The 21,794-nt window shown below is 33.5% G+C and carries 16 protein-coding genes; 11 read left to right on the top strand and 5 right to left on the bottom strand.

Features of this window, described 5'->3' with window-relative positions; all coding sequences use genetic code 11:
* The first annotated feature begins 129 nt into the window (after window positions 1–129).
* Entirely contained in the window at window positions 130–561 is a 432-nt protein-coding gene (locus IRZ83_RS16695; RefSeq protein WP_029270629.1) for a TerB family tellurite resistance protein, read from the top strand.
* Between the two features lie 124 nt (window positions 562–685).
* Here IRZ83_RS16695 and fbp read toward each other — a convergent pair whose 3' ends face one another.
* Window positions 686–1,693, bottom strand: a complete 1,008-nt coding sequence (fbp, locus tag IRZ83_RS16690) for a class 1 fructose-bisphosphatase (protein WP_029270631.1) — start codon at window positions 1,691–1,693, stop codon at window positions 686–688.
* A gap of 260 nt (window positions 1,694–1,953) precedes the next feature.
* Here fbp and IRZ83_RS16685 point away from each other — a divergent pair, with 260 nt between their 5' ends.
* From IRZ83_RS16685 to IRZ83_RS16665, 5 genes are all read left to right on the top strand, one after another.
* Complete coding sequence (locus IRZ83_RS16685) at window positions 1,954–2,427, top strand: GNAT family N-acetyltransferase (protein ID WP_029270633.1); 474 nt, start codon at window positions 1,954–1,956, stop codon at window positions 2,425–2,427.
* 137 nt (window positions 2,428–2,564) lie between these two features.
* Window positions 2,565–3,824, top strand: coding sequence for an aspartate kinase (locus IRZ83_RS16680; RefSeq protein WP_194570405.1), 1,260 nt, complete (start codon window positions 2,565–2,567; stop codon window positions 3,822–3,824).
* A 141-nt stretch (window positions 3,825–3,965) separates the two neighbouring features.
* A complete protein-coding gene (locus tag IRZ83_RS16675) occupies window positions 3,966–7,397 on the top strand; it encodes a hypothetical protein (RefSeq protein ID WP_194570404.1) in 3,432 nt (1,143 codons plus the stop codon).
* A 62-nt stretch (window positions 7,398–7,459) separates the two neighbouring features.
* Window positions 7,460–8,020, top strand: a complete 561-nt coding sequence (locus IRZ83_RS16670; protein WP_194570403.1) for a hypothetical protein — start codon at window positions 7,460–7,462, stop codon at window positions 8,018–8,020.
* A 230-nt stretch (window positions 8,021–8,250) separates the two neighbouring features.
* The gene (locus IRZ83_RS16665; protein WP_194570402.1) at window positions 8,251–9,321 is read left to right on the top strand and encodes a glycosyltransferase; all 1,071 of its coding nucleotides are present in this window, start codon (window positions 8,251–8,253) and stop codon (window positions 9,319–9,321) included.
* Window position 9,322: 1 nt separating this feature from the next.
* Here IRZ83_RS16665 and IRZ83_RS16660 read toward each other — a convergent pair whose 3' ends face one another.
* The 3 genes from IRZ83_RS16660 to IRZ83_RS16650 form a co-directional block, all read right to left on the bottom strand.
* A complete protein-coding gene (locus tag IRZ83_RS16660; RefSeq protein WP_194570401.1) occupies window positions 9,323–10,618 on the bottom strand; it encodes a porin in 1,296 nt (431 codons plus the stop codon).
* Between the two features lie 167 nt (window positions 10,619–10,785).
* The gene (locus tag IRZ83_RS16655; protein ID WP_029270645.1) at window positions 10,786–11,865 is read right to left on the bottom strand and encodes a sensor histidine kinase; all 1,080 of its coding nucleotides are present in this window, start codon (window positions 11,863–11,865) and stop codon (window positions 10,786–10,788) included.
* Between the two features lie 246 nt (window positions 11,866–12,111).
* Window positions 12,112–12,795 (bottom strand): response regulator transcription factor, encoded by a 684-nt coding sequence (locus tag IRZ83_RS16650; protein ID WP_029270647.1) that lies wholly within the window; start codon window positions 12,793–12,795, stop codon window positions 12,112–12,114.
* A 233-nt stretch (window positions 12,796–13,028) separates the two neighbouring features.
* Between IRZ83_RS16650 and IRZ83_RS16645 the strand changes: the two genes are divergently transcribed.
* From IRZ83_RS16645 to IRZ83_RS16630, 4 genes are all read left to right on the top strand, one after another.
* A complete protein-coding gene (locus tag IRZ83_RS16645; RefSeq protein WP_194570400.1) occupies window positions 13,029–15,836 on the top strand; it encodes a TonB-dependent receptor in 2,808 nt (935 codons plus the stop codon).
* A gap of 199 nt (window positions 15,837–16,035) precedes the next feature.
* Entirely contained in the window at window positions 16,036–17,223 is a 1,188-nt protein-coding gene (locus IRZ83_RS16640; protein WP_029270650.1) for a hypothetical protein, read from the top strand.
* 109 nt (window positions 17,224–17,332) lie between these two features.
* Complete coding sequence (locus IRZ83_RS16635; RefSeq protein ID WP_029270652.1) at window positions 17,333–17,671, top strand: T9SS type A sorting domain-containing protein; 339 nt, start codon at window positions 17,333–17,335, stop codon at window positions 17,669–17,671.
* Between the two features lie 151 nt (window positions 17,672–17,822).
* Window positions 17,823–18,803 carry an acyl transferase gene (locus IRZ83_RS16630; protein WP_194570399.1) on the top strand — a complete coding sequence of 327 codons (981 nt, stop codon included), beginning with the start codon at window positions 17,823–17,825 and terminating at the stop codon, window positions 18,801–18,803.
* Here the strand turns inward: IRZ83_RS16630 and tyrS are convergent, their stop codons facing one another.
* Window positions 18,804–20,099 (bottom strand): tyrosine--tRNA ligase, encoded by a 1,296-nt coding sequence (tyrS, locus tag IRZ83_RS16625; protein ID WP_194570398.1) that lies wholly within the window; start codon window positions 20,097–20,099, stop codon window positions 18,804–18,806. It lies immediately after the preceding gene.
* Window positions 20,100–20,792: 693 nt separating this feature from the next.
* Between tyrS and IRZ83_RS16620 the strand changes: the two genes are divergently transcribed.
* Window positions 20,793–21,794 (top strand): NAD-dependent epimerase/dehydratase family protein, encoded by a 1,002-nt coding sequence (locus tag IRZ83_RS16620; protein WP_194570397.1) that lies wholly within the window; start codon window positions 20,793–20,795, stop codon window positions 21,792–21,794.

The following is a 21,794-nucleotide window of genomic DNA, read 5'->3' as shown; positions in this document are numbered from 1 at the left end:
ATTTATTTTGAAAATTAAGTAAAGTCTCCTCTTAAATCAACTCAGAAAAATAAGTTAAATTTTATGAGAAATTTAAAATTGTTAAATTAAAATAAGATTTATATTTGCGTGATAAAAAACTCTATAATTATGTCATTTTCAGATTTATTCGATAGCGAATTCAAACAAAGAAACAAAGGTCACTTTTCAGCTATTGTTCGCGTAGCATTAGCAGACGGTGTTGTACATCCTGAAGAAAAAAGTTTCTTGGATAAATTAGCTTCTCGTTTAGAAATTTCAGAGACTGAATACGAAGAAATTCTTAACGATCCATTAAAATACCCAATCAACCCACCTTATTTACACGTACAGCGTTTAGAGCGTTTATACGATTTAACAAGAATGGTGCATGTTGATCATCATCTTGAAGATCAACAAGAAGTAATGTTGAGAAAATTAGGAATTGCTTTAGGATTTACTCCAAGCAACGTAAATTATATTATTGCAAAAGCATTGTCATTAGTAGATAAGAAAGTTGACGCAGATACTTTTGTTTACGAAATGCAGCATATGCATAAATAGTATTTAGTTTTCAGTTTTTAGGCTGAGGCCAAAAACTTACAATATATAAAAACCCGACAAGTAAAACTTGTCGGGTTTTCTATTTTTACTTCAACTGTGACTGGCACTGAAACTTTGACTCAGACTAAAGCGCTTCCGCCATAAACTGCTCGGCTTTTTTTACCATATTTTCGCTTCCGCAGAAAAAAGGAACTCTTTGGTGCAATTCAGTTGGCTGAATTTCCATAATTCGGCCGAAACCGTCTGTTGCTTTTCCTCCCGCCTGTTCTGCAATAAACGCCATTGGATTACATTCATATAATAATCGCAATTTCCCTTTTGGTGCTTTTGAACTTGTTGGATATAAATAAATACCGCCTTTGATCATATTTCGATGAAAATCAGAAACTAAACTTCCTATATATCTTGATGTATACGGTCTGTCTTCTTCTTCACGCTGACAATATTTAATATAGTTTTTTACGCCCTGTGGAAAATGAACATAATTTCCTTCATTAACAGAATAAATATGCCCGTCTTTCGGAAATTGCATATTTGGGTGTGAAAGATAAAATGTACCAATTGCTGGATTTAGTGTAAACCCGTTTACGCCATGACCAGTTGTATAAACCAACATTGTCGAAGTTCCGTAAATTACATAACCGGCTGCAACTTGATTTACGCCCGGCTGTAAAAAATCTTCACTTGTTACTGGAGTTCCGATTGGGGTAATTCTTCTGAAAACAGAAAAAATAGTTCCTAATGAAACATTCACATCAATATTAGATGAGCCGTCAAGCGGATCCATTAAGATTACGTACTTGTTATTATTACTGTTGTCGCTCCCCTTGACAGTAATAAATTCGTCGTTTTCTTCTGAAGCAATTCCACAGACAATCTCACGGTTTATTAACGTCTGAATAAATACTTCGTTGGCATACACATCTAATTTTTGCTGATCTTCTCCCTGAATATTCTGTTCGCCTGCGGCGCCAATAATATCCACTAATCCGGCTTTGTTTACTTTATAGTTTACGACCTTTGCCGCTAAACGTATAGAGTTGATAATTCGGGAAAGCTCTCCCGACGAATACTGAAATGCTTTTTGGTTCTCAATAATAAACTCTCCTAGTGTTTTATTGCGTTCTTCCATTACTATATCGTTGTAGTTTTAATTTTAAGTCACAAATATCGTTTTTTTTGTGAGAATGATTTAAAAATTATTTCGTTAGTTTGCCACTATTGTATATTTGCTAATTAAAGGCAAAAAGTATGCGGTAAATACATAATTTTTTGGCTAATACACGCTCAATAATAAGAATATATGAATTGCCTGCAAAAATTTTAAAGAAATAACTTTAAAATAAAATGGCACTAAACATATAGGATCAAAAAAAACAAATTTTACATTATATGAATATTAGAAAAGGAAATCCTGAAGACATGAAATCAGTTTTAGGATTAATACAGGAGCTGGCAATATTCGAAAAAGAACCTGATGCTGTAGTAATAACGGAAGAAGATTTAATACGTGATGGTTTTGGCGAGAAACCGTTGTTTCATGTTTTTGTTGCAGAAGTGGAAGAGGAAATTGTTGGAATCGCATTATACTATTACAGATATTCGACTTGGAAAGGAAAAACAATACATCTTGAAGATTTAATTGTAAAGGAAAAAATGCGCGGTACCGGCTTAGGATCTGCACTTTATGCTGAAATAATGAAACAAGGAAAAAGAGATAATGTTCGCAGAATAGAATGGAATGTTCTGGACTGGAATACTCCAGCAGTTAATTTCTATAAAAGTTCTGGCGCAAGAATTCTTGAAGACTGGCAAGTAGTACAAATGGATGAAGCAGGAATTAATTCGTTCTTAGAAAAATTATAAAAAATAGTTTGTCACAGATTTTTAGAATTAAAATGATTTATAATCTGTGTCAGGTTGCCACGAATTCTTATCCGTAAAGATTAAAAAAAATAATTCGTGAATTCGTGGCGGAAAAAAATTAAAATCTAAAATTAAAAATGAGAGTATTTAAATTTGGTGGAGCATCTGTAAAAGATGCCGATGGAATTAAAAACGTATACGACGTTTTACAAAAAGTGGGTTATGAAGATGTGATTTTAGTCGTTTCGGCAATGGGGAAAACGACAAATGCTCTTGAGGTTGTGATCAAAAATTATTTTGACAAATCACCAGAGTTGAATTCATCTGTACAAGAAATTAAAAAATATCACAATCAAATTTTATTAGATTTATTCGAAGATGAAAAACACAGTGTTTTTGAAGCTGTAAAAGCACAGTTTTCAGAATTAGAATATTTTTTAGCACATAATAAATCTCCTAATTACAATTTTGTCTACGATCAGATTGTGAGTTTTGGAGAATTAATTTCGACTACAATTTTAAGTTATTTTATGAATTTTATGGGCATTCAGACGCAATGGCTTGATGTTCGTAATTTCATTAAAACCAATGCAAATTACAGAGATGCAGAAGTAGATTGGGAAACAACACAGCAGCTGATCAGCAAAAATGTACCGAGAAAAATATTGAACATCACGCAAGGATTTTTAGGTGCTGATGAAAATAATTTCACTACAACTTTAGGCCGTGAAGGTTCTGATTATACCGCAGGAATTTTTGCTTACTGTTTAAATGCAGAAAGCGTAACAATTTGGAAAGATGTTCCAGGAGTTATGAATGCAGATCCGCGTTATTTTGAAAATGCAAGTTTGTTAAACCAAATTTCGTATCGTGAAGCAATCGAATTGGCTTTTTACGGCGCAACGGTTATTCACCCAAAAACATTACAGCCGTTACAGAAAAAAGAAATTCCATTATACGTAAAATCATTTATAAATCCATTATTAAAAGGAACTTGTGTTTCTAAAGGTGTTGATTTAGAGCCACAATATCCTTGTTTTATTGTAAAACGAAACCAGCTTTTGATTTCACTTTCCTCGATAGATTTCTCTTTTATTATGGAAGAAAATATCAGTGAGATTTTTGCTTTGTTTCACCAATTCAAAATAAAAGTGAACTTGATTCAGAACTCTGCTATTAGTTTTTCTGTTTGTGTTGAAGATAAGTTTGAGAATTTTAATGAATTGAATGCGATACTTTCGAAAAAATTCAAAGTAGATTATAATGAAAATGTGACTTTATACACGATTCGCCATTTTACAGAAAATGCCGCACAGACCGTAGAAGAAAACAAAGTGGTTTTACTAAAGCAAGTTAGCCGCGAAACGATGCAGATTGTAACGAAAGAGATCGAATAATTCTTCAGAGAAAGAGTTAATTATATCAATTCAACAAAAAGACTTCTTTACTTGAAGTCTTTTTTGTTTTTATAAAGATGTTAACTCCCTATAATTTTGCGTTTTTAATACTACTTTTGACTTTTTAGAGTTAAAGTATTTATGTTGAAAAAATTACTGTTTTTGACGGTTTTTATCTGGTTTTCTGGACTTCAGGCTCAGGAAACGGAATCATCGTACAAAACCAAAAAAGTAATTGCAACACGAGATACCATTCATTTAGAAGAATTCAGTATCAACTCGAGTTTTTTTCAAATATTAAATACTAAAAACGAACCGCTCGATTCAACTTTTTACAGAATAGATTTTCAAAAAGGAATTTTGCTTTTTAATGAAAAACTAAATTCAACCTCAGACACTTTAATTGTCAATTATCTTAAATATCCTGATTTTATAACCAAAGAATACAGCCTCTACAAAGCAAATCAAGTGGTTACGAATGATGTTGGCACTGAGAAATTATACAAAATAGAAAATACCAATGCCAAAAAAGTTATTCCGTTTGACGGATTGAATACTTCTGGAAGCATTACGCGAGGCGTTACAGTTGGAAACAATCAAAATACGGTTTTAAACTCTAATCTAGATCTTCAGATTACTGGTAAAATTTCGGATAAAGTCAGTTTGCGGGCTTCACTTCAAGACAGCAATATTCCGTTGCAAGATGGCGGTTATTCGCAAAAACTCGATCAGTTTGATAACATTTTCATGGAACTTTTCAGCGATGACTGGAACATCCGCGCAGGCGATGTTTTTTTAGAAAACAGGAAAACGCAATTTTTGAGTTTTAATAAAAAAGTTCAGGGACTTTCGACGAGTTTTAATTTTGACACCGATAAAAGCAAAACCAATGTTTTTGCCTCAGTTGCTTTTGTAAAAGGACAATATGCTAAAAGTACTTTTACAGGACAAGAAGGCAATCAAGGTCCGTATAAGTTAAAAGGACAAAACGGCGAATTGTATGTTTTGGTTATTTCTGGTTCTGAGCGCGTTTATGTAAATGGTGTTTTGCTGAAACGCGGTGAAAACAACGATTATGTGATCGACTATAATGCGGGTGAGATTGTTTTTACATCGCTTTTTACGATTACTTCAGAAATGCGTATTAATATAGAATATCAATATTCTGAGCGAAATTACAACCGGCTTGTTACTTATGCAGGCGCGACACACGAAAACAAAAATTGGAGTTTTGGCGGTTATGTTTATTCTGAAAATGATATGAAAAATCAGCCGTTGCAGCAAAATCTATCTACAGCTCAGGTTCAGGTTTTAAGCCAGGCCGGCGACAACACAGATCTTATGAAAGCGCCATCTGCTTATGAAGATTCATACGCAGAAAATAAAATTTTGTATAAAAAAACAATTGCAAACTCAGTTGAAGTTTATGAATATTCGAACAATTCGAGCGATGTTTTATATAATGTAAAGTTCAGTTTAGTGGGCAATAATCTTGGAAATTACATTGTTCAGAACAACAATTCTGTCGAAAGAATTTATGAATATGTTGCTCCTGTAAACGGAATTCCACAGGGAAGTTACGAGCCGATTGTGCAGTTGGTTCCTCCTATAAAACTGCAAGTCGCAACTTTTTTGGGAAAATATAATCCGAATGAAAAAACGCTGGTCGATTTTGAAGTCGCCGTAAGCAACAATGACAAAAATTTATTTTCGGGTATTGATGATGCCAACAATGAAGGAATTGCTTTAAAAACAAATATTAAAAAACGCCTTTTTACCAGAAGCTGGACTTTAGACGGATTTGTAAATTATCAGTTTGTTCAGGAAAATTTCAAATCGGTTGAACGTTTATATAATATTGAATTTAATCGAGATTGGAATTTAAACACTGCCCTTTTTGGAAATCAGAGTTTATTGGTAACCGGTTTAAACTTTAATTTATTTGCCAAAAAGAAAACCTCAAATATTGGTTTATTAACCTATCAATTTGAAAAATTAGATTTTACAGAAAGTTATTCGGGATCGCGCCACACTACAACCGCCTTTTTTAAAATTAAAAAATGGACGATTGAAAATCAAGGCAGTTTTTTGAATAGCGACGCTACTGCTTCTGCTTCAAAATTTATTCGGGATCACGCGCGAACTAAATATCATTTTGGCAAAAACTGGATTGGCGCCAGCCTGCAGATCGAAGACAATCAGGAAAAAGATAAAACCACGAATCAATTTTCGGCTTTAAGCCAAAGATTCACAGAATATGGTGCTTTTATTGGAAGAGGAGACAGCACAAAAGTGTTTACGGAAATTGGTTTTCTGCGCCGTCGCAATGACAGTTTGCAAAACGGATTATTACAGCATGTAAACAATTCCCAAACTTATTATTTAAGATCGAAACTGATTCAGACTAAAAAAACAGATTTGGCAGTTTATATGAGTTATCGAAATTTAGATTTTACAGATACGTCAAGAAAAAAGGAACCTTCGTTAAATTCTAGAATTCTGTACAACGATCGTTTCTTTAATCAATTTATACAAGTTGGAACGGCATACGAAACAAGCTCAGGAACTATTGCGCAACAGGAATTTACATATATCGAAGTTCCGACTGGACAAGGAGTGTATACTTGGAACGATTATAACGGCAACGGAATTGAAGAATTACAAGAATTTGAAATCGCGCAATTTTCTGATCAGGCACGCTATATCCGAATCTTTTTACCGAATCAGATTTACATTAAAACCAATCAAAATAAATTTTCTCAGTCTGTTGCTCTAAATCCATTGCAATGGCAAAATGAAAAAGGCTTTAAAAAATTCGCTTCTTATTTTTACAATCAGACTTCCTTTATTATGGATAGAAAAGTAAAAAGTGAGGGCGAAAGGTTAGAACTGAATCCGTTTGCGTCTTCAGAAGAAAATGTTTTGGGATTGAATTCGAGTTTTAGAAATAGTTTTTACTATAACCGAGGCAAACAAAAACATTCTGTAACGTATTCTTATTTAATTAATAAAGGAAAAAATTTGCTGTCGGTTGGATCTCAAAATGTCGAAAACAGCTCGCATCAATTGCAATACACGCATTTATATCAAAAAAGCTGGCTTTTTAATTTCTTTACAAAAACCATAAATACCAACTTAGTTTCAGAGGATTTTGTCGAAAAAAACTATGATTTAAAAGGGTATCAAATTGCACCAAAAATCAGTTATTTATTTTCGAAAAACACCAGTTTAGATTTCTTTTATGAATTTCAAAACAAAGAAAATCAGATTGGGAATTTAGAAACTTTAGTTCAAAACAGATTAGGAACTTCGTTTTCATTTGCCGGAGAAAAAAAAGTAACCTTGAATGGAGAGTTTTCTTTTTATGAAAATAAATTTACTGGAAATGAGTTTTCGTCAGTGGGGTTTCAGATGCTGGAAGGACTTCAGGCGGGACAAAATTTAGTTTGGAAATTGCTTTTGCAGAAAAATATCACACAGTTTTTAGATATCAATTTAAATTATCAAGGCCGAAAAAGCGAAACGGGTAAAACTGTTCATACCGGAAATGTCCAGCTTCGTGCTTATTTTTAGTCCTTTGCAAAACCTATGCATAAATTGTTTATTTTTAATTTGAATTTTAAACCTTTAACCTTATGAAAAAATTATTTTTATTGTATTTCATAGTTGTTTTTTCTTCTACATTCTATGCTCAGGAAACAACTGAAAAGGCTACTAAGAGCAAAACCGAAGCTGCGGCAAAAAAAGCCAAAGCAAAAAGCGATGCAGACAAAGCTGCTGCCGACGCTAAAAAAGAAGCCGCAAAATCTAAAAAAGCTGCAGATAAAGCGACGGAAGCATCGACAAAAGCTAAAAAAGAATCAGCAAGCGCTGCCAAAAAATCAGCTGAAAAAGACGCGACCAAAGCAAAAAGTGAGGCAACAAAAGCAAAAACAGAAGCTGACAAAGCAAAGAAAACGGCAACAAAAGCTGAATCTGCATCAAAAACAGCTAAAAAAGATGCCGATGCAGCCAAGAAAGATGCCACAAAAGCAAAAAAATCTTCAGCAAAAACTTTAAAAGAAACAAACGAAAAAGCTCCGGCTGTTCCAGATAAAGTTACAGGAGAGTATAATGGAAAGAAAGTATATACAGGACCAAGAGGCGGTAAATACTACATTAATAAAAACGGTAATAAAACTTATATTCAGGATTAAAAGAAAGTTACCAAGACTTTGATGCTGAGATTGTAAGATACAAAACTTTGAAGCCGGACGCAAGTTCGGCTTTTTTTATTCAATCTAAAAAATGGCAAAAACTTAGTTCCCACAGTCCCAAAGTCTCGGGATAGAACCTTAAAAAAAATATTGAGTTAATAATTTAGTAATACATTCAAAATAACACAGAAAGCTTATTTCTTTATCTTCGTTTTTAAAAAGCGTTAATTATGAGCATTGACTATTCTGCGAACAAAACAATTTTAGTTGCTCCATTAAACTGGGGATTGGGCCATGCCACAAGATGTATTCCGATTATTAAAGCGCTTCAAGAAAACAATTTTATTCCGATTATTGCGTCTGACGGTGTTGCATTAGCTTTATTGAGAAAAGAATTTCCTTATATACAAACACTTGAACTGCCATCGTATCATATTGAATATGCTAAAAACGGCAAAAACTTTAAATGGAAACTGATTAAAAACTTGCCTAAAATGATTACTGCTATTTTAGACGAGAAAAAAATCGTTAATTCCTGGATTAGAAAACATGGAATTGACGGCATTATTTCGGATAACCGATTGGGTGTTTTCAGCAGAAAAATTCCATCTGTATTTATGACGCATCAATTGAATGTCATGACTGGAAATACGACTTGGTTTACCAGTAAATGTCATCAATATTTTATAAAAAAATATACCGAATGCTGGGTTCCTGACACTAATGAAGGAACAAATTTAACGGGTGAATTGGGGCATTTAAAAACCAATCATCTGAACTTAAAATATATTGGGCCTTTAAGCAGAATGCGCCAAAAGGAAACTCCAAAAATATATGATTTAATGATCATTTTATCTGGACCAGAACCTCAGCGCACTTATTTGGATGAAAAATTGCAAAAGGAAACTGTAAATTATCCAGGAAAAGTTGTTTTTATTCAAGGTATAGTAGAGAAAACACAAACCAAATGGCAAACAGGAAATGTAATATATTACAATTTCATGAACTCAAAACAATTAGAACAAACTTTTAATGAAAGTGAATTTGTACTCTGCCGTTCCGGATATACAACCGTAATGGATTTGGCCAAACTCGGAAAGAAAGCTTTCTTTATTCCAACTCCAGGGCAATATGAGCAGGAATATTTGGCGATAAAACTTCAGGAAGAAAATCTTGTACCTTATGCATTGCAAGACGACTTTACGATTGAAGATTTATCAAAGGTAAAGTCGTTTAAAGGTTTGTCTCAATTTAAAAATGATATAGACTGGGACTCGTTATTTACTGTTTTTGAAGATTAATTTAGAAGTTAAACTGCGCTTGCAATCGCAATAAATTTCCTTGTTGCCTGTTTATTGGGAGTGCGCTGTCTTCAAAAGTTCTGTCTGCGATAACATATTCTGCAGTTAGTTCGAAAGCTTTCATTGGCTGCCATTCGATACCTAATTCGTAATCTCTTACAACATAGCTTCTGGCATCTTTTTCATATTTTTTTCCTCCATCATAATATTGAAATTTAGCGAAAGGATAAATATGCTGTTTTTTAATGTCCCATTTGTAATTCAATAAAACATAACCGCCGTCTAAATCTGTTTCATCAACAGTATTTGTTAGAGTATTATATCGCGGTCCTTTTCCTATATTATATTCGGTCTGGATTCCAAAAGGTCTTGGGTATAAAACGAAAGTCGCGCCTATTCTCTGGTCTTTTACATATTGAGGATCATTGACTATAACTCCTGATGAAATTTCTCCAGTAAAAGCCCATTTTCCTGTATAAGCCTGAATTCCGGGTTCGATAATCTGACTTCCGATAACAAACGGATATGTTACCCTCGCTACAACATTCAAATCTCTGTTTCCGTCTAATTTATTGGCAATTTGTCCGTTGTAAACTCCAAAGGCAAAAACGCCAAAATCGCCTGAACCTTTGTAACCGTCTTTTACCAACATGGCAAAACGTTCTCTGATTTCAGCAGGCGCCCAATAAAAGAATATCCCTAAATCACGCTCGTTTAATATTGCGCTGTTTAGTGCATCATTACGGTCTAAAGCCAAACGCTGTGAACTGGACTGCATATTTTCAAAACCATATGGAATTTTACTTTGCCCCACACGAACACGATATTCCTTCTTTTTATCAAAAGAAAGATCAAAATATAGGTCACGAATCTGAACAAAATTTTGGATTCCGGTACTTGGTGAACTGGCAAAATCAGGTTGAAAATAGAAAAAGACATTAGGATGAACTTGTCCAGAAAATACTAAACGCGCACGGCGAATAAAAAGTCCGTTGTTTGCTTTTGCGTCTGGAGCAGTAGAAGTTGTTCCCCAAGATTTATCGCATTGTTCGCACGAAACTTTGTCGTTTGTAGAAAAAAGACCGTTGTATCTTATTTGGGCATAACCTCTTAAAGAAATTTTGTCGTACCAATGTTCTTCTCCGCTGACTCCCGATTTGGTATCTGGAAGTTTTGCTTTGTTTATAGAATCTAAAATACGAATTACTTCGTTTTTTACATCCTGTTTATTTATTTCTTGAGCATTTGCTGTGAAATGCAACAACAACAAAACAATAATTAATTTTCTTTTTATCATCTTTTCTCTAATTCCCTTAATTTCAAGGTGCAAAGATCACTCACCTATGTTAAGAAATCATTAACAAGATGTTACCATAATAAAAATTTAATGTTATGGACTGAATCCAAATGTTTATTTATTGTTAAATGCGTTTATTTGAGCTTTAAGTATAAATGAGGTTACAATTATTTAACCTCGGGTTTTATTGTTTTATTTGTTTTTTCTAGCGTAAAAGAAAATTCAGAACCAATTCCGAATTCACTTTCGACATAAACTTTCTCTTTATGCGCTTCGATAATATGTTTTACGATCGCTAAACCTAAACCAGAACCGCCTTCAGAACGCGTTCCGCTTTTATCAACTCTATAAAAACGTTCAAAAAGCCTTGGAATATTTTGTTTTTCAACACCTTCTCCATTGTCGCTAATACGAATGAGCACTTTTTTCTTCGTTAGATTTACTACTCCAACTTCAGTTAAACCGCCTTCTTTACCATACTTAATAGAGTTTACAATCAAGTTTTCTAAAACCTGCTGAATTCTATCTTGATCGCCATGTACAAGAACTGATTTTATGTTTTTACTTTCAAAAGCCAAGTTGATTTTCTTTTTATCAGCTTTCATTTCTAATAAATCAAAGACGTTCTGAATCAGCTCAACGATATCAAAATCAGTCATATTCAAATCTAAATCACCCGATTCTAATTTAGTAATCATATCTAAATCTTCGACTATATATATAAGTCGCTCCACACCTTTCTCGGCACGTTTTAAATATTTTTTACGAATGTTTTTGTCATCCATCGCTCCGTCAAGCAAAGTCGAAACATAACCTTGAACGGTAAACAAAGGCGTTTTAAGTTCGTGAGATATATTTCCTAAAAACTCTCTTCGGTATTCTTCACGAATTTCAAGCATTTCGATTTCCAGCTTTTTATCAGTAGCAAACTTTTTCACTTCGCGCGAAAGCGTTTCCATATCTGTCGTTATGGGCTGATTGATAAGCGTTGTCGATTCTAACAACGAAACCTCATCGTAAATTTTCTTTACTCTTCTGTAAATAAAACGTTCTACACGATATTGCAAAACTAAAAATGAGAAAATATAAATTGAGATTATGAAAATTATTCCAAACGCAACTTGATGCTTTAGTTGATTTTTATAAAACAAATTCATCAAGATCAGCACAAATCCTGTCCCAAAAAGACTTATATATAATGCCGATTTTACAGCAAATTTGTATGTTTTTTTAAAATTAATTTTCATCGGTAGTATTAACCATTAAGAGATTAAGAAAAATTAAGTTTTCTTTTGAGTTTGTAAATTTCTTTAAATTAACATTTGAACTCAAAACAAAGTTAACTCAAAAACCATATAAGAAATTAAAGTTCACGTGATCTTTAATTTCCTATATGGTTTATTTTTTTATATAATCCAAATCCGTTTAATCTTCAGCAAAATACTAAAAGCCTTAGCAACTTAGTATCTTAAAACCTCAGCATCTTAAAAAACTTATACTTCAAATTTATAACCAACACCTTTTATTGTTTTAAAAAGGTCTTCTCCTATTTTTTCTCGAAGTTTTCTAATGTGAACGTCGATTGTTCTTCCTCCAACCACAACTTCATTTCCCCAAACTTTATCTAGAATTTCATCTCTTTTAAAAACTTTTCCAGGTTTAGAAGCCAATAAATAAAACAATTCGAATTCTTTTCTTGGCAAAGCAATTTCGACATTGCCTTTGATGATTTTGTATTCTTCTCGGTTAATCTCGATTCCGCCAACATTTAAGGTATCGCTGACTACTTCTTGTTCTTTTAACCTTCTTAACAAAGCCTTTACTTTGCTTACCAATAATTTTGGTTTTATTGGTTTTGTGATATAGTCATCAGCACCTGCGTCAAAACCAGCAACTTGAGAGTAATCTTCGCTTCTTGCGGTTAGAAATGTTATGATAACATTATTTAATTCTGGAATTTTTCTGATGTGTTCACAAGCTTCCATCCCGTCCATTTCAGCCATCATTACATCCATAATGATTAATTGTGGCAATTCTTTCTGAGCCTTTGCTATTGCTTCTTTTCCGTTAGAAGCCGTTACAATTTGGTAGCCTTCCTGTGCAAGGTTATAGCCAACGATTTCTAAGATATCTGGTTCGTCGTCAACTAATAAAATCTTGGTTTGTGTTTTTTTCATAAATAGCAAAAATAGAGATTCTTACATCAAATTTTCTTTATTATATATTCGATGTTTTTTATTTCACAGCGTAAATATACTAACAAAACAGCCGTTAAAAAATACGGTTAACTGTAATTTAATTTGGTAACAATTTGATAATCTTGACAACACAAAAACATAACAAGTCCCTAACATGAACTTTACATCGCGTTTCTTTCTTTGCACAAAAATAAATTAAACACAACACTGAAATGAAATTCAATTTAAAATTTCTATTTATCACATTATTTATCTGTACGATTTCGATCGCGCAAAACAAAGGTACAATTTCTGGTGTATTAACCGACAAAGAAACTAATAATGAAGTACTTCCTTTTGCAAACATCCTAATAAAAGGAACAAATATCAGCACAAACACTGACATTGACGGAAAATATTCGTTGAGTGTAAATCCAGGAACTTATACTATTATATTTAGCTTCGTTGGATATGAATCTGTAGAAAAACCAGTAACAGTTGCAGCAAACGAAACTGTCACTGTAAATCAAGTACTTTCATCTGGCGGTTATACGCTAAAAGATGTTGTTGTAAAATCGACAGCAAACAAAGAAAAAGAAACTGCTTTATTGCTAGACCAAAAAAATGCTGTTGTAATCAAACAAAGTATTGGTGCACAGGAAATGTCTAGAAAAGGTGTTAGCGATGTAGAAGAAGGTTTGACTAAAGTAACCGGAATCACTAAAGTTGGATCGAGAGGTTTATTTGTTCGTGGTCTTGAAGACAGATACAACAACTTATTAATTAACGATCTTGCTGTTCCATCAAACAGCCCTTTCTCAAAAATTGTCCCTCTTGACTTGTTTCCAACAAATATTATAGGTGTTATTGATGTATACAAAACATTTAACCCAAACATTTATGGAGATTTCGCTGGTGGAACTTTTAATATTCAAACTTCTAAAGTTTCTAAAAGCATTACCAAAATAAATATTGGCGCAGGATATACTACTGGAAACAGTTTTAAAGATTTCTTACTTTCTAGTGATGCAGATTCTGCTGCAGGATTTTTTGGATTTAACGGAAAAGACAGAGAGTTACCAAGCTTTTTAGGTGAAACTGCTGGCAGATCGACTTTTACAACAGATCAAGCATTAAACTCTGTAAGCGGTGATAAAGGTTTCAATGTAAATAAAAGCAAAAGCCCATTAAACTCTAGCTTCAATTTTCTTCATGCAGAAAAATTTGACCTAAGCAATGATCGTAACATTTCATACTTATTGTCTCTTAATTTCGACAATAGTTATGCTGTTAGAGAAGGTGTCAGCAGAACACTTCAAACTCTTGGTGATAAATACAATAATGATTTTATTAATACTGAATATCGCCTTAAGACCAGTACATCTGCGTTAGTAGGAGTAAATTATACTACTGAAAGATTTAAGTTAGCGTTTAACACATTGTATTTAAAAACAACATTAAATTCAATTTTAGATCAATACGGAGTTTTAAGCAATAATGGAGTTAAAAATAACTTTATCCGTACTAACCAATTGGACAAAACGGATTATTTAAATGCTCAATTATTAGGAGAATACAATTTGACAGAAGATAAAAACCAAACTTTAAAAGCAGGTGTATCTTATGCAAATACAAAATACGGACAACCTGATAGAAAATTTTTCTCAGGTACGCAGGAAGCTGAAAATCAAATTAACACTTCTTATGGTGGAAACAACTTCTTACGCCAGTATTTAGATGTAGACGGAAATGTATTCGTTTCTGGATTATTAGAATACAACTTGAAATTTGGAAAAGATGCAAAACAAAACAAATTGACAGTTGGTTATAATGGAAATGCTTCTAAAATGGAATCTTCTTACCGATTCGTTGCAAGTAACGGTGGGACTTTTTCATCAGCAGACATAAACAATATTGACACAAAAATTACAAATGACATTAACAGTAGTGCCGTTTTCTTTAACGAAAGTTCAAACACAACGTACAAAGTAAAACTTAATGAAAGTGCAAATGCAGGGTATGCAAACTTATTCTTGAAATTTGCAGAAAAATTTGAACTTAACGGAGGAGTAAGAGTTGAAAGCACTATTAAAGAAACATATTACAGAACTTTAGGTTCTTTTGATGATCCTTTCAAATTAAAAAAATACAACAACCTTTATGTTTTGCCATCGTTAAACGTAAAATATCTTTTAAACGAAACCTCAAACATTCGTTTTGCAGCAAGTAAAACATACACAAAACCGGTTGTAATGGAATCTTTCCCGATATCATACATCAATGCAGATAATACTTCGACACAAGGAAATTCTTTATTGAAAAATAGTGACAACTATAATGTTGATTTGAAATACGAAATTTTCCCTACAAATAAAGAAATGATGACTTTTGGAGTATTCGGGAAATATATTGACAATCCGATCGAGAGAACTTTTATTGCTAATGCAACATCTGGAACTGTAACTACATTTTTAAATTCAGATAACGCAACATTATTTGGAGCTGAAGTTGAATTTTTATTAGGATTAAACAGAATAAGTGAAAATTTAGAACATTTCTCTTTTGGATTGAACGCTTCAGTTATGTCAACAAAAGTAAATGTTGCAGCTACTTACGAATCTCAGGACGAAGACGGTAATATTACAGTTAAAAATTCAATCGAAACACACCAAACAAGATCTTTACAAGGTGCTTCAGACTGGTTAGTTAATTCTGATTTGAAGTATGAATTTAATTTAGCTAAAGACTGGACAAATACAATGTCACTTGTTTATGGTGTATTCGGAAAAAGAATTTATGCAGTAGGTACAAACGGTCAGGACAATACTTATGAATTACCAGTATCGCAATTAGACTTTGTTTGGGGAAGTAAAATCTCAGAACATTTTGATGTAAAATTCACAGCTGACAATTTATTGAATCCAGAAAGAAAATTAGAATTTGGAAACAACGGAACTGTAAAAGTTGACGAACCATCTTTATTAGCCAACAGCTATAAAAAAGGTGTCGGTTTCTCTTTCAAAGTTGGATATACTTTTTAATACAACAACATACAAAATTCAAAGCTCCAGATATCTGGAGCTTTTTTTATTTTAAGAATCAACAAAAATATCGCTTAACATTCTCTTCACATTTAAATTGATTTTTGGTAACTGTAATGTAATGTTCAGATAACACCCTAAAGAGATTTACGGCTTAATTTTGAAAAAAATAAAAACGAATAATACAACACAAAAAACTATGAAAACTAAAATTCTTGCTTTAGCACTTGCTACAGGTTTATTTTTTAATTCTTGCTCAAGCAGCGACGATCCAACTCCTGCACCAACACCAGTAACAGGTGAAATTACAGGTCCAATAACTGCAAACAAAACTTACGCTTACGGTAACTATACATTAAAAGGTATTGTAAAAATCAATGCTGGTGTAACTGTAACTTTTGATGCAGGTTCTACTGTTACTATTGACAAAGCTACAGGAGACAACGCTTTAGTTGTTTTAAACGGAGCAAAATTAATTGTAAACGGAACTGCTGACAAACCAGTAGTATTTACAGAAAAATCTAAAGTTCCAGGTTCTTGGGGAGGTATCATCATGTACGGTGATGCACCTGCAAAAGTTGCTGGAGGAGGAACTTCTTCAACTTCAGAAGATGGAAATAATATTTCTTACGGAGGAACCAATGCAACTCACAATGGTGGTTCATTAAACTATGTAAGAGTTGAATACGCTGGATCTAAATTAGCTGATGGTCAAAAAGAAAACAATGCTTTCACATTCTACTCAGTAGGTTCTGGAACAACTTTAGATCACTTAGTTGCTTACAAAGGAGCTGATGACGGATTCGAATTTTTCGGAGGAACTGTAAGCATGACAAATGCTATCTCTTTCGGTAACTATGATGACGCATTTGACTGGCAAGATGGATGGCAAGGTACTGCTAATACAAACTGGTATGCTTACCAAACTGGAAAAGGAAACTACGGAATGGAAATCGAAGCGTCTGCAAATGACAATGCTTTTGGACCAAAAGTTTCTAACATTACTTTAAAAAGAGAAGCTTCTAACGTTCCTGAAGTTGGAGATAACCAAGTTGATGCTTTCCAATTCAAAAGAGAAGGTAACGGAGAATACAGCAATATCATTGTTGATGGTTACGGAAACTTTACAACTGGAACTACAACTTACCAAGGTGCTGTAGTTAGTATCTTAGATGCTGCAACTAATACTCACCAAGTGAATACATCTAAAATTAAAGTTTTAAATGTTAAAATTTCTAACACTACACTTATAGTACCAACTAACGGTGCTACTGGATTTACAGTTGCTTTCCCAGCTGGAACTTTCACAACTAGTACTACTGCTACAGGAGCTTCATTAACTGCTGGAGCTTGGGCTTCAGTTGACGGTGCAAGCTTGATCAAATAATAAGAATCATCTTATAAAATGTTAAAAACATCCTAAAATTTTAGGATGTTTTTTTTTGGCGTAATTTTTGTAATTTTTTTTGTATATTTACCGTAACCAAAATAACGCGATGGCAAAAAACTACTTTTATATTACATTCTTATTGGCATTTTTCTTTACTGTAAGTGTTTCGGCACAAGACAGTAAGCAATTACCAAAACCTCAAGAGACTACAACTATTGAGGGACTAAGCTTGTACCCTAATCCAGTGACTAACGGAAAAGTAAATATTTCATCAAAAAATGATTTAGAAAAAGAAATAATAATTTTTGATATTTTGGGTAAAAAAGTACTTCAAACACATTTAAGTTCAAGAGAATTAAACGTTTCGGATTTGGTTCCTGGCGTTTATATCATTAAAATAAGTGAAGAAAATGCTTCCGCAACGCGAAAGCTCATTATTCGATAAAATATAAAGAAAGCTCCAATTTGGGGCTTTTTTAGTTTTACAGTGGCAGTGGCAGTTTTCAGTAAGCATACTGCACAAAACTCAGACTGAAAACTGAGACTGAAAAACGAGACTGAAAACTAAAAAACAATATCTTTGCACAAAAAAAGTTTTGATTACAGCAAGCGATATATTTACCATTTCGAGTCAGAAACAATTTGAAAAAACAGCATTAAAAGTGTTTCGTTTTCAGCACGAAAACAATCCGGTATATCGTGATTTTTGTGACTTTTTAAAAGTAAACCCACAACAGGTAAAATCTTTAGAGCAAATTCCGTTTCTGCCTATTCAGTTTTTCAAAAGCCATGATGTCATTTCTAACACAAATCCTGCTCAAGTAACTTTTACCAGCAGCGGTACAACCGGAATGATTACCAGCAGACATTTGGTTACGGATGTTTCTCTTTATGAAGAAAGCTACCGCAACGGGTTTTCTCAGTTTTATGGCAATATCGAGGATTACGTTGTTTTAGCCCTTTTACCGTCTTATCTCGAACGTGATGGATCTTCGCTTATTTATATGGTCGAAGATTTAATTAAACTCTCCAATCAGCCTGACAGCGGGTTTTATCTACACAATCACGACGACTTAATTAAAAAACTTACAGCTTTAGATCAATCTGGTCAAAATGTCATTTTAATTGGCGTTACATATGCTCTTTTAGATTTAATCGAAAAACATACATTCAAACTCCAGAATACCATTATTATGGAAACCGGAGGCATGAAAGGCAAACGTAAAGAAATGATTCGCGAAGAACTGCATGAACAGCTTTGTGAAGGTTTTGGTGTTACTGCAATTCACTCAGAATACGGCATGACTGAACTTTTAGCGCAAGCGTATTCTTTAGGTGAAGGTATTTTCGAATGCCCGTCTTGGATGCACATTTTAGTTCGCGATCCAGAAGACGCACTCACTTACGTGAAAGACGGAAAAACCGGAGGCATCAACGTTATTGATTTGGCTAATATAAATTCATGCTCTTTTATTGCCACTCAAGATTTGGGCAAAAAAAATCCCAACAACTCTTTCGAGGTATTGGGACGTTTTGATAATTCTGATATTCGAGGTTGCAATTTGATGGTTTTGTAATTAAACCACTCTAATTACAAAATAATTTTTCTTTCCGCTTTGCAATAATACAAACTGATTGTTGATCAAATCATTTGCAGTCAACACAAAATCTTCTTTGATTTTTTCTCTGTTCACAGAAATTGAATTCGCCGTCAAAGCTCTTCTTGCTTCTCCGTTAGATTTAAAGAAACCTGTTTTTTCGTTTAAAACTGAAACAATATCCAAGCCGTTTTGTAAATCAGCTTTTGCAATTTCTGCTTGTGGCACTCCGTCAAAGACTTCTAGAAAAGTCGCTTCATCCAGTTGTTTTAAATCTTCTGCAGTTGAATTTCCGAACAAAATATTCGAAGCTTGAATTGCTTTTTCTAATTCTTCTTTGCTGTGAACAAAGATCGTGATTTCTTCAGCTAATTTCTTTTGTAAAACTCTTAAATGTGGAGCTTCCTTATGTTGTTCAATTAAAGCATCAATTGCATCCTTCTCTAAGAAAGTAAAGATCTTGATGTATTTTTCTGCATCGACATCTGTTGCGTTTACCCAAAATTGGTAAAATTTATAAACAGAAGTTTTATCAGCATCTAACCAAACATTTCCTCCTTCAGATTTTCCGAATTTAGAACCGTCTGCTTTTGTAATCAAAGGCGTTGTCAAAGCAAAAGCTTTCGCACTTTCTCCACCCATTCTGCGAACTAATTCTGTACCCGTAGTGATATTTCCCCATTGGTCAGAACCTCCCATTTGCAAAAGGCAGTTGTTGTTTTTATATAAATGATAAAAATCGTAACCTTGAATTAACTGATACGTGAATTCGGTAAAAGACATTCCTTCTCCTTCTCCGCTTAATCTCTTTTTAACAGAATCCTTTGCCATCATATAATTTACCGTGATACGTTTTCCAACTTCACGAGCAAAGTCAATAAAGGAGAATTCTTTCATCCAATCATAGTTGTTTACCATAATCGGAGCATTTGAATCCGTAGAATTAAAATCTAAGAAACGAGACAAAACACTTTTAATTCCAGCAACGTTTTTGGCCAGCGTTTCTTCGTTCAGCAGATTTCTTTCATCAGATTTCCCAGAAGGATCACCAATCATTCCGGTTGCACCACCAACCAAAGCAATAGGCTGATGTCCAAAATTCTTCAAGTGAACCAATAAAATAATCTGAACCATACTGCCAATATGCAAAGAATCTGCCGTTGGATCAAAACCTATATAAGCCGTTGTTACTTCTTTAAGCAATTGTTCTTCCGTTCCTGGCATGCTGTCATGGTACAAACCGCGCCACTTTAATTCTTCAACTAGATTCTTCATTTTTTAAAATAATTTGCGCAAATATAAGGATTGTGAATTGCAATATCAAAAAGGTTTGCCACAAAGGCACTAAGACACAAAGAAGAATTAAAAAACTTGCCAATTTGTGACAAAACAAAAAACTTAGCGTCTTTGCGTCTTTGTCGCAAAAACCAAAGATTGTGAATTGCAATATCAAAAAGGTTTGCCACAAAGGCACTAAGACACAAAGAAGAATTAAAAAACTTTGACAATTTGCGGCAAAACAAAAAACTTAGCGTCTTTGCGCCTTTGTCGCAAAAACCAAAGATTGTGAATCGCAATATCAAAAAGGTTTGCCATAAAGGCAATAACACACAAGGAAGAATTAAAAAACTTTGCCAATTTGTAGCAAAACAAAAAACTTAGCATCTTTGCGCCTTTGTGGCAAAAACCAAAGATTGTGAATCGCAATATCAAAAAGGTTTGCCACAAAGGCACTAAGACACAAAGAAGAATTAAAAAACTTTGACAATTTTGTGGCAAAACAAAAAACTTAGCGTCTTTGCGCCTTTGTGGCAAAAACCAAGATTGTGAATTGCAATATCAAAAAGGTTTGCCACAAAGGCACTAAGACACAAAGAAGAATTAAAAAACTTGCCAATTTGTGACAAAACAAAAAACTTTGCGTCTTTGCGTCTTTGTGGCAAAAACCAAAATAAGTATCTTTACAAAATGGTATTAGTAACAGGAGGAACTGGTTTAGTCGGCGCGCATTTATTGCTTCATTTAATTGAAAATGGAGAAAATGTTCGGGCTATTTACCGAAATTCAAATAACATCCAGAAAACAAAATCACTTTTTGAACTGTATAAAAAAGCTTTTTTGTTTGAAAAAATCAATTGGATTGAAGCCGATATTTTAGATGTTCCTTCATTAGAAATTGCTTTCGCAGATGTGAATTACGTATATCATTGCGCTGCTTTGATTTCATTTGATTCTAAGGACGAAGATGCACTTCGAAAAACCAATATTGAGGGAACGGCCAATATGGTTAATTTTTCTATCGCAAAAGGTGTAAAGAAATTCTGTTTTGTAAGTTCGATTGCAGCGCTAGGAGATTTAGCTGCTCACGAAACTTATATAACTGAAGAAACGGATTGGAACCCAGAAAAACCGCACAGCGATTACGCCATTTCTAAATATGGTGCTGAAATGGAAGTCTGGCGCGCAGTTCAAGAAGGATTAGATGTTATTATTTTAAATCCGGGAGTTATTTTAGCAAAGATTCCAACGGCAAAAATCTACAATGAAGGAAGTGGCCAGCTTTATACAAAAGTTGCTGATGGACTTTCTTTTTACACACTTGGAAATACAGGTTTCATAACTGTAGATGATGTTGTAAGAATAGCAAGTGAATTAATGAAAAGCGATATTAAAAACGAGCGATTTACCTTAATTGCAGACAATATTGTTTTCCGTGATATATTAAATACAATTGCAGAAGCTTTAAAAGTAAAAAAGCCAAGCATTCACGCAACACCTTTAATAATGAATCTGCTTTGGATAGCCGAAGGAATATTCTCTACGCTGTTTTTTCAAAAGAGAAGAATGACAAAGGCAACAGCAAAAGCATCATATTCTAAAAATCTGTATTCAAATGAAAAAATAAAAACCGCTCTTGGAACGGTTTTTCTAGATGTGCATCAATATATAAAAGACGTTTCAAAAATATAA

The sequence above is a fragment of the Flavobacterium sp. JLP genome (genome assembly GCF_015350755.1).
GTDB lineage: Bacteria > Bacteroidota > Bacteroidia > Flavobacteriales > Flavobacteriaceae > Flavobacterium.
The sequence above is the reverse complement of the archived record's forward strand: the minus strand, read 5'-3'. Positions and strand labels throughout refer to the sequence as shown.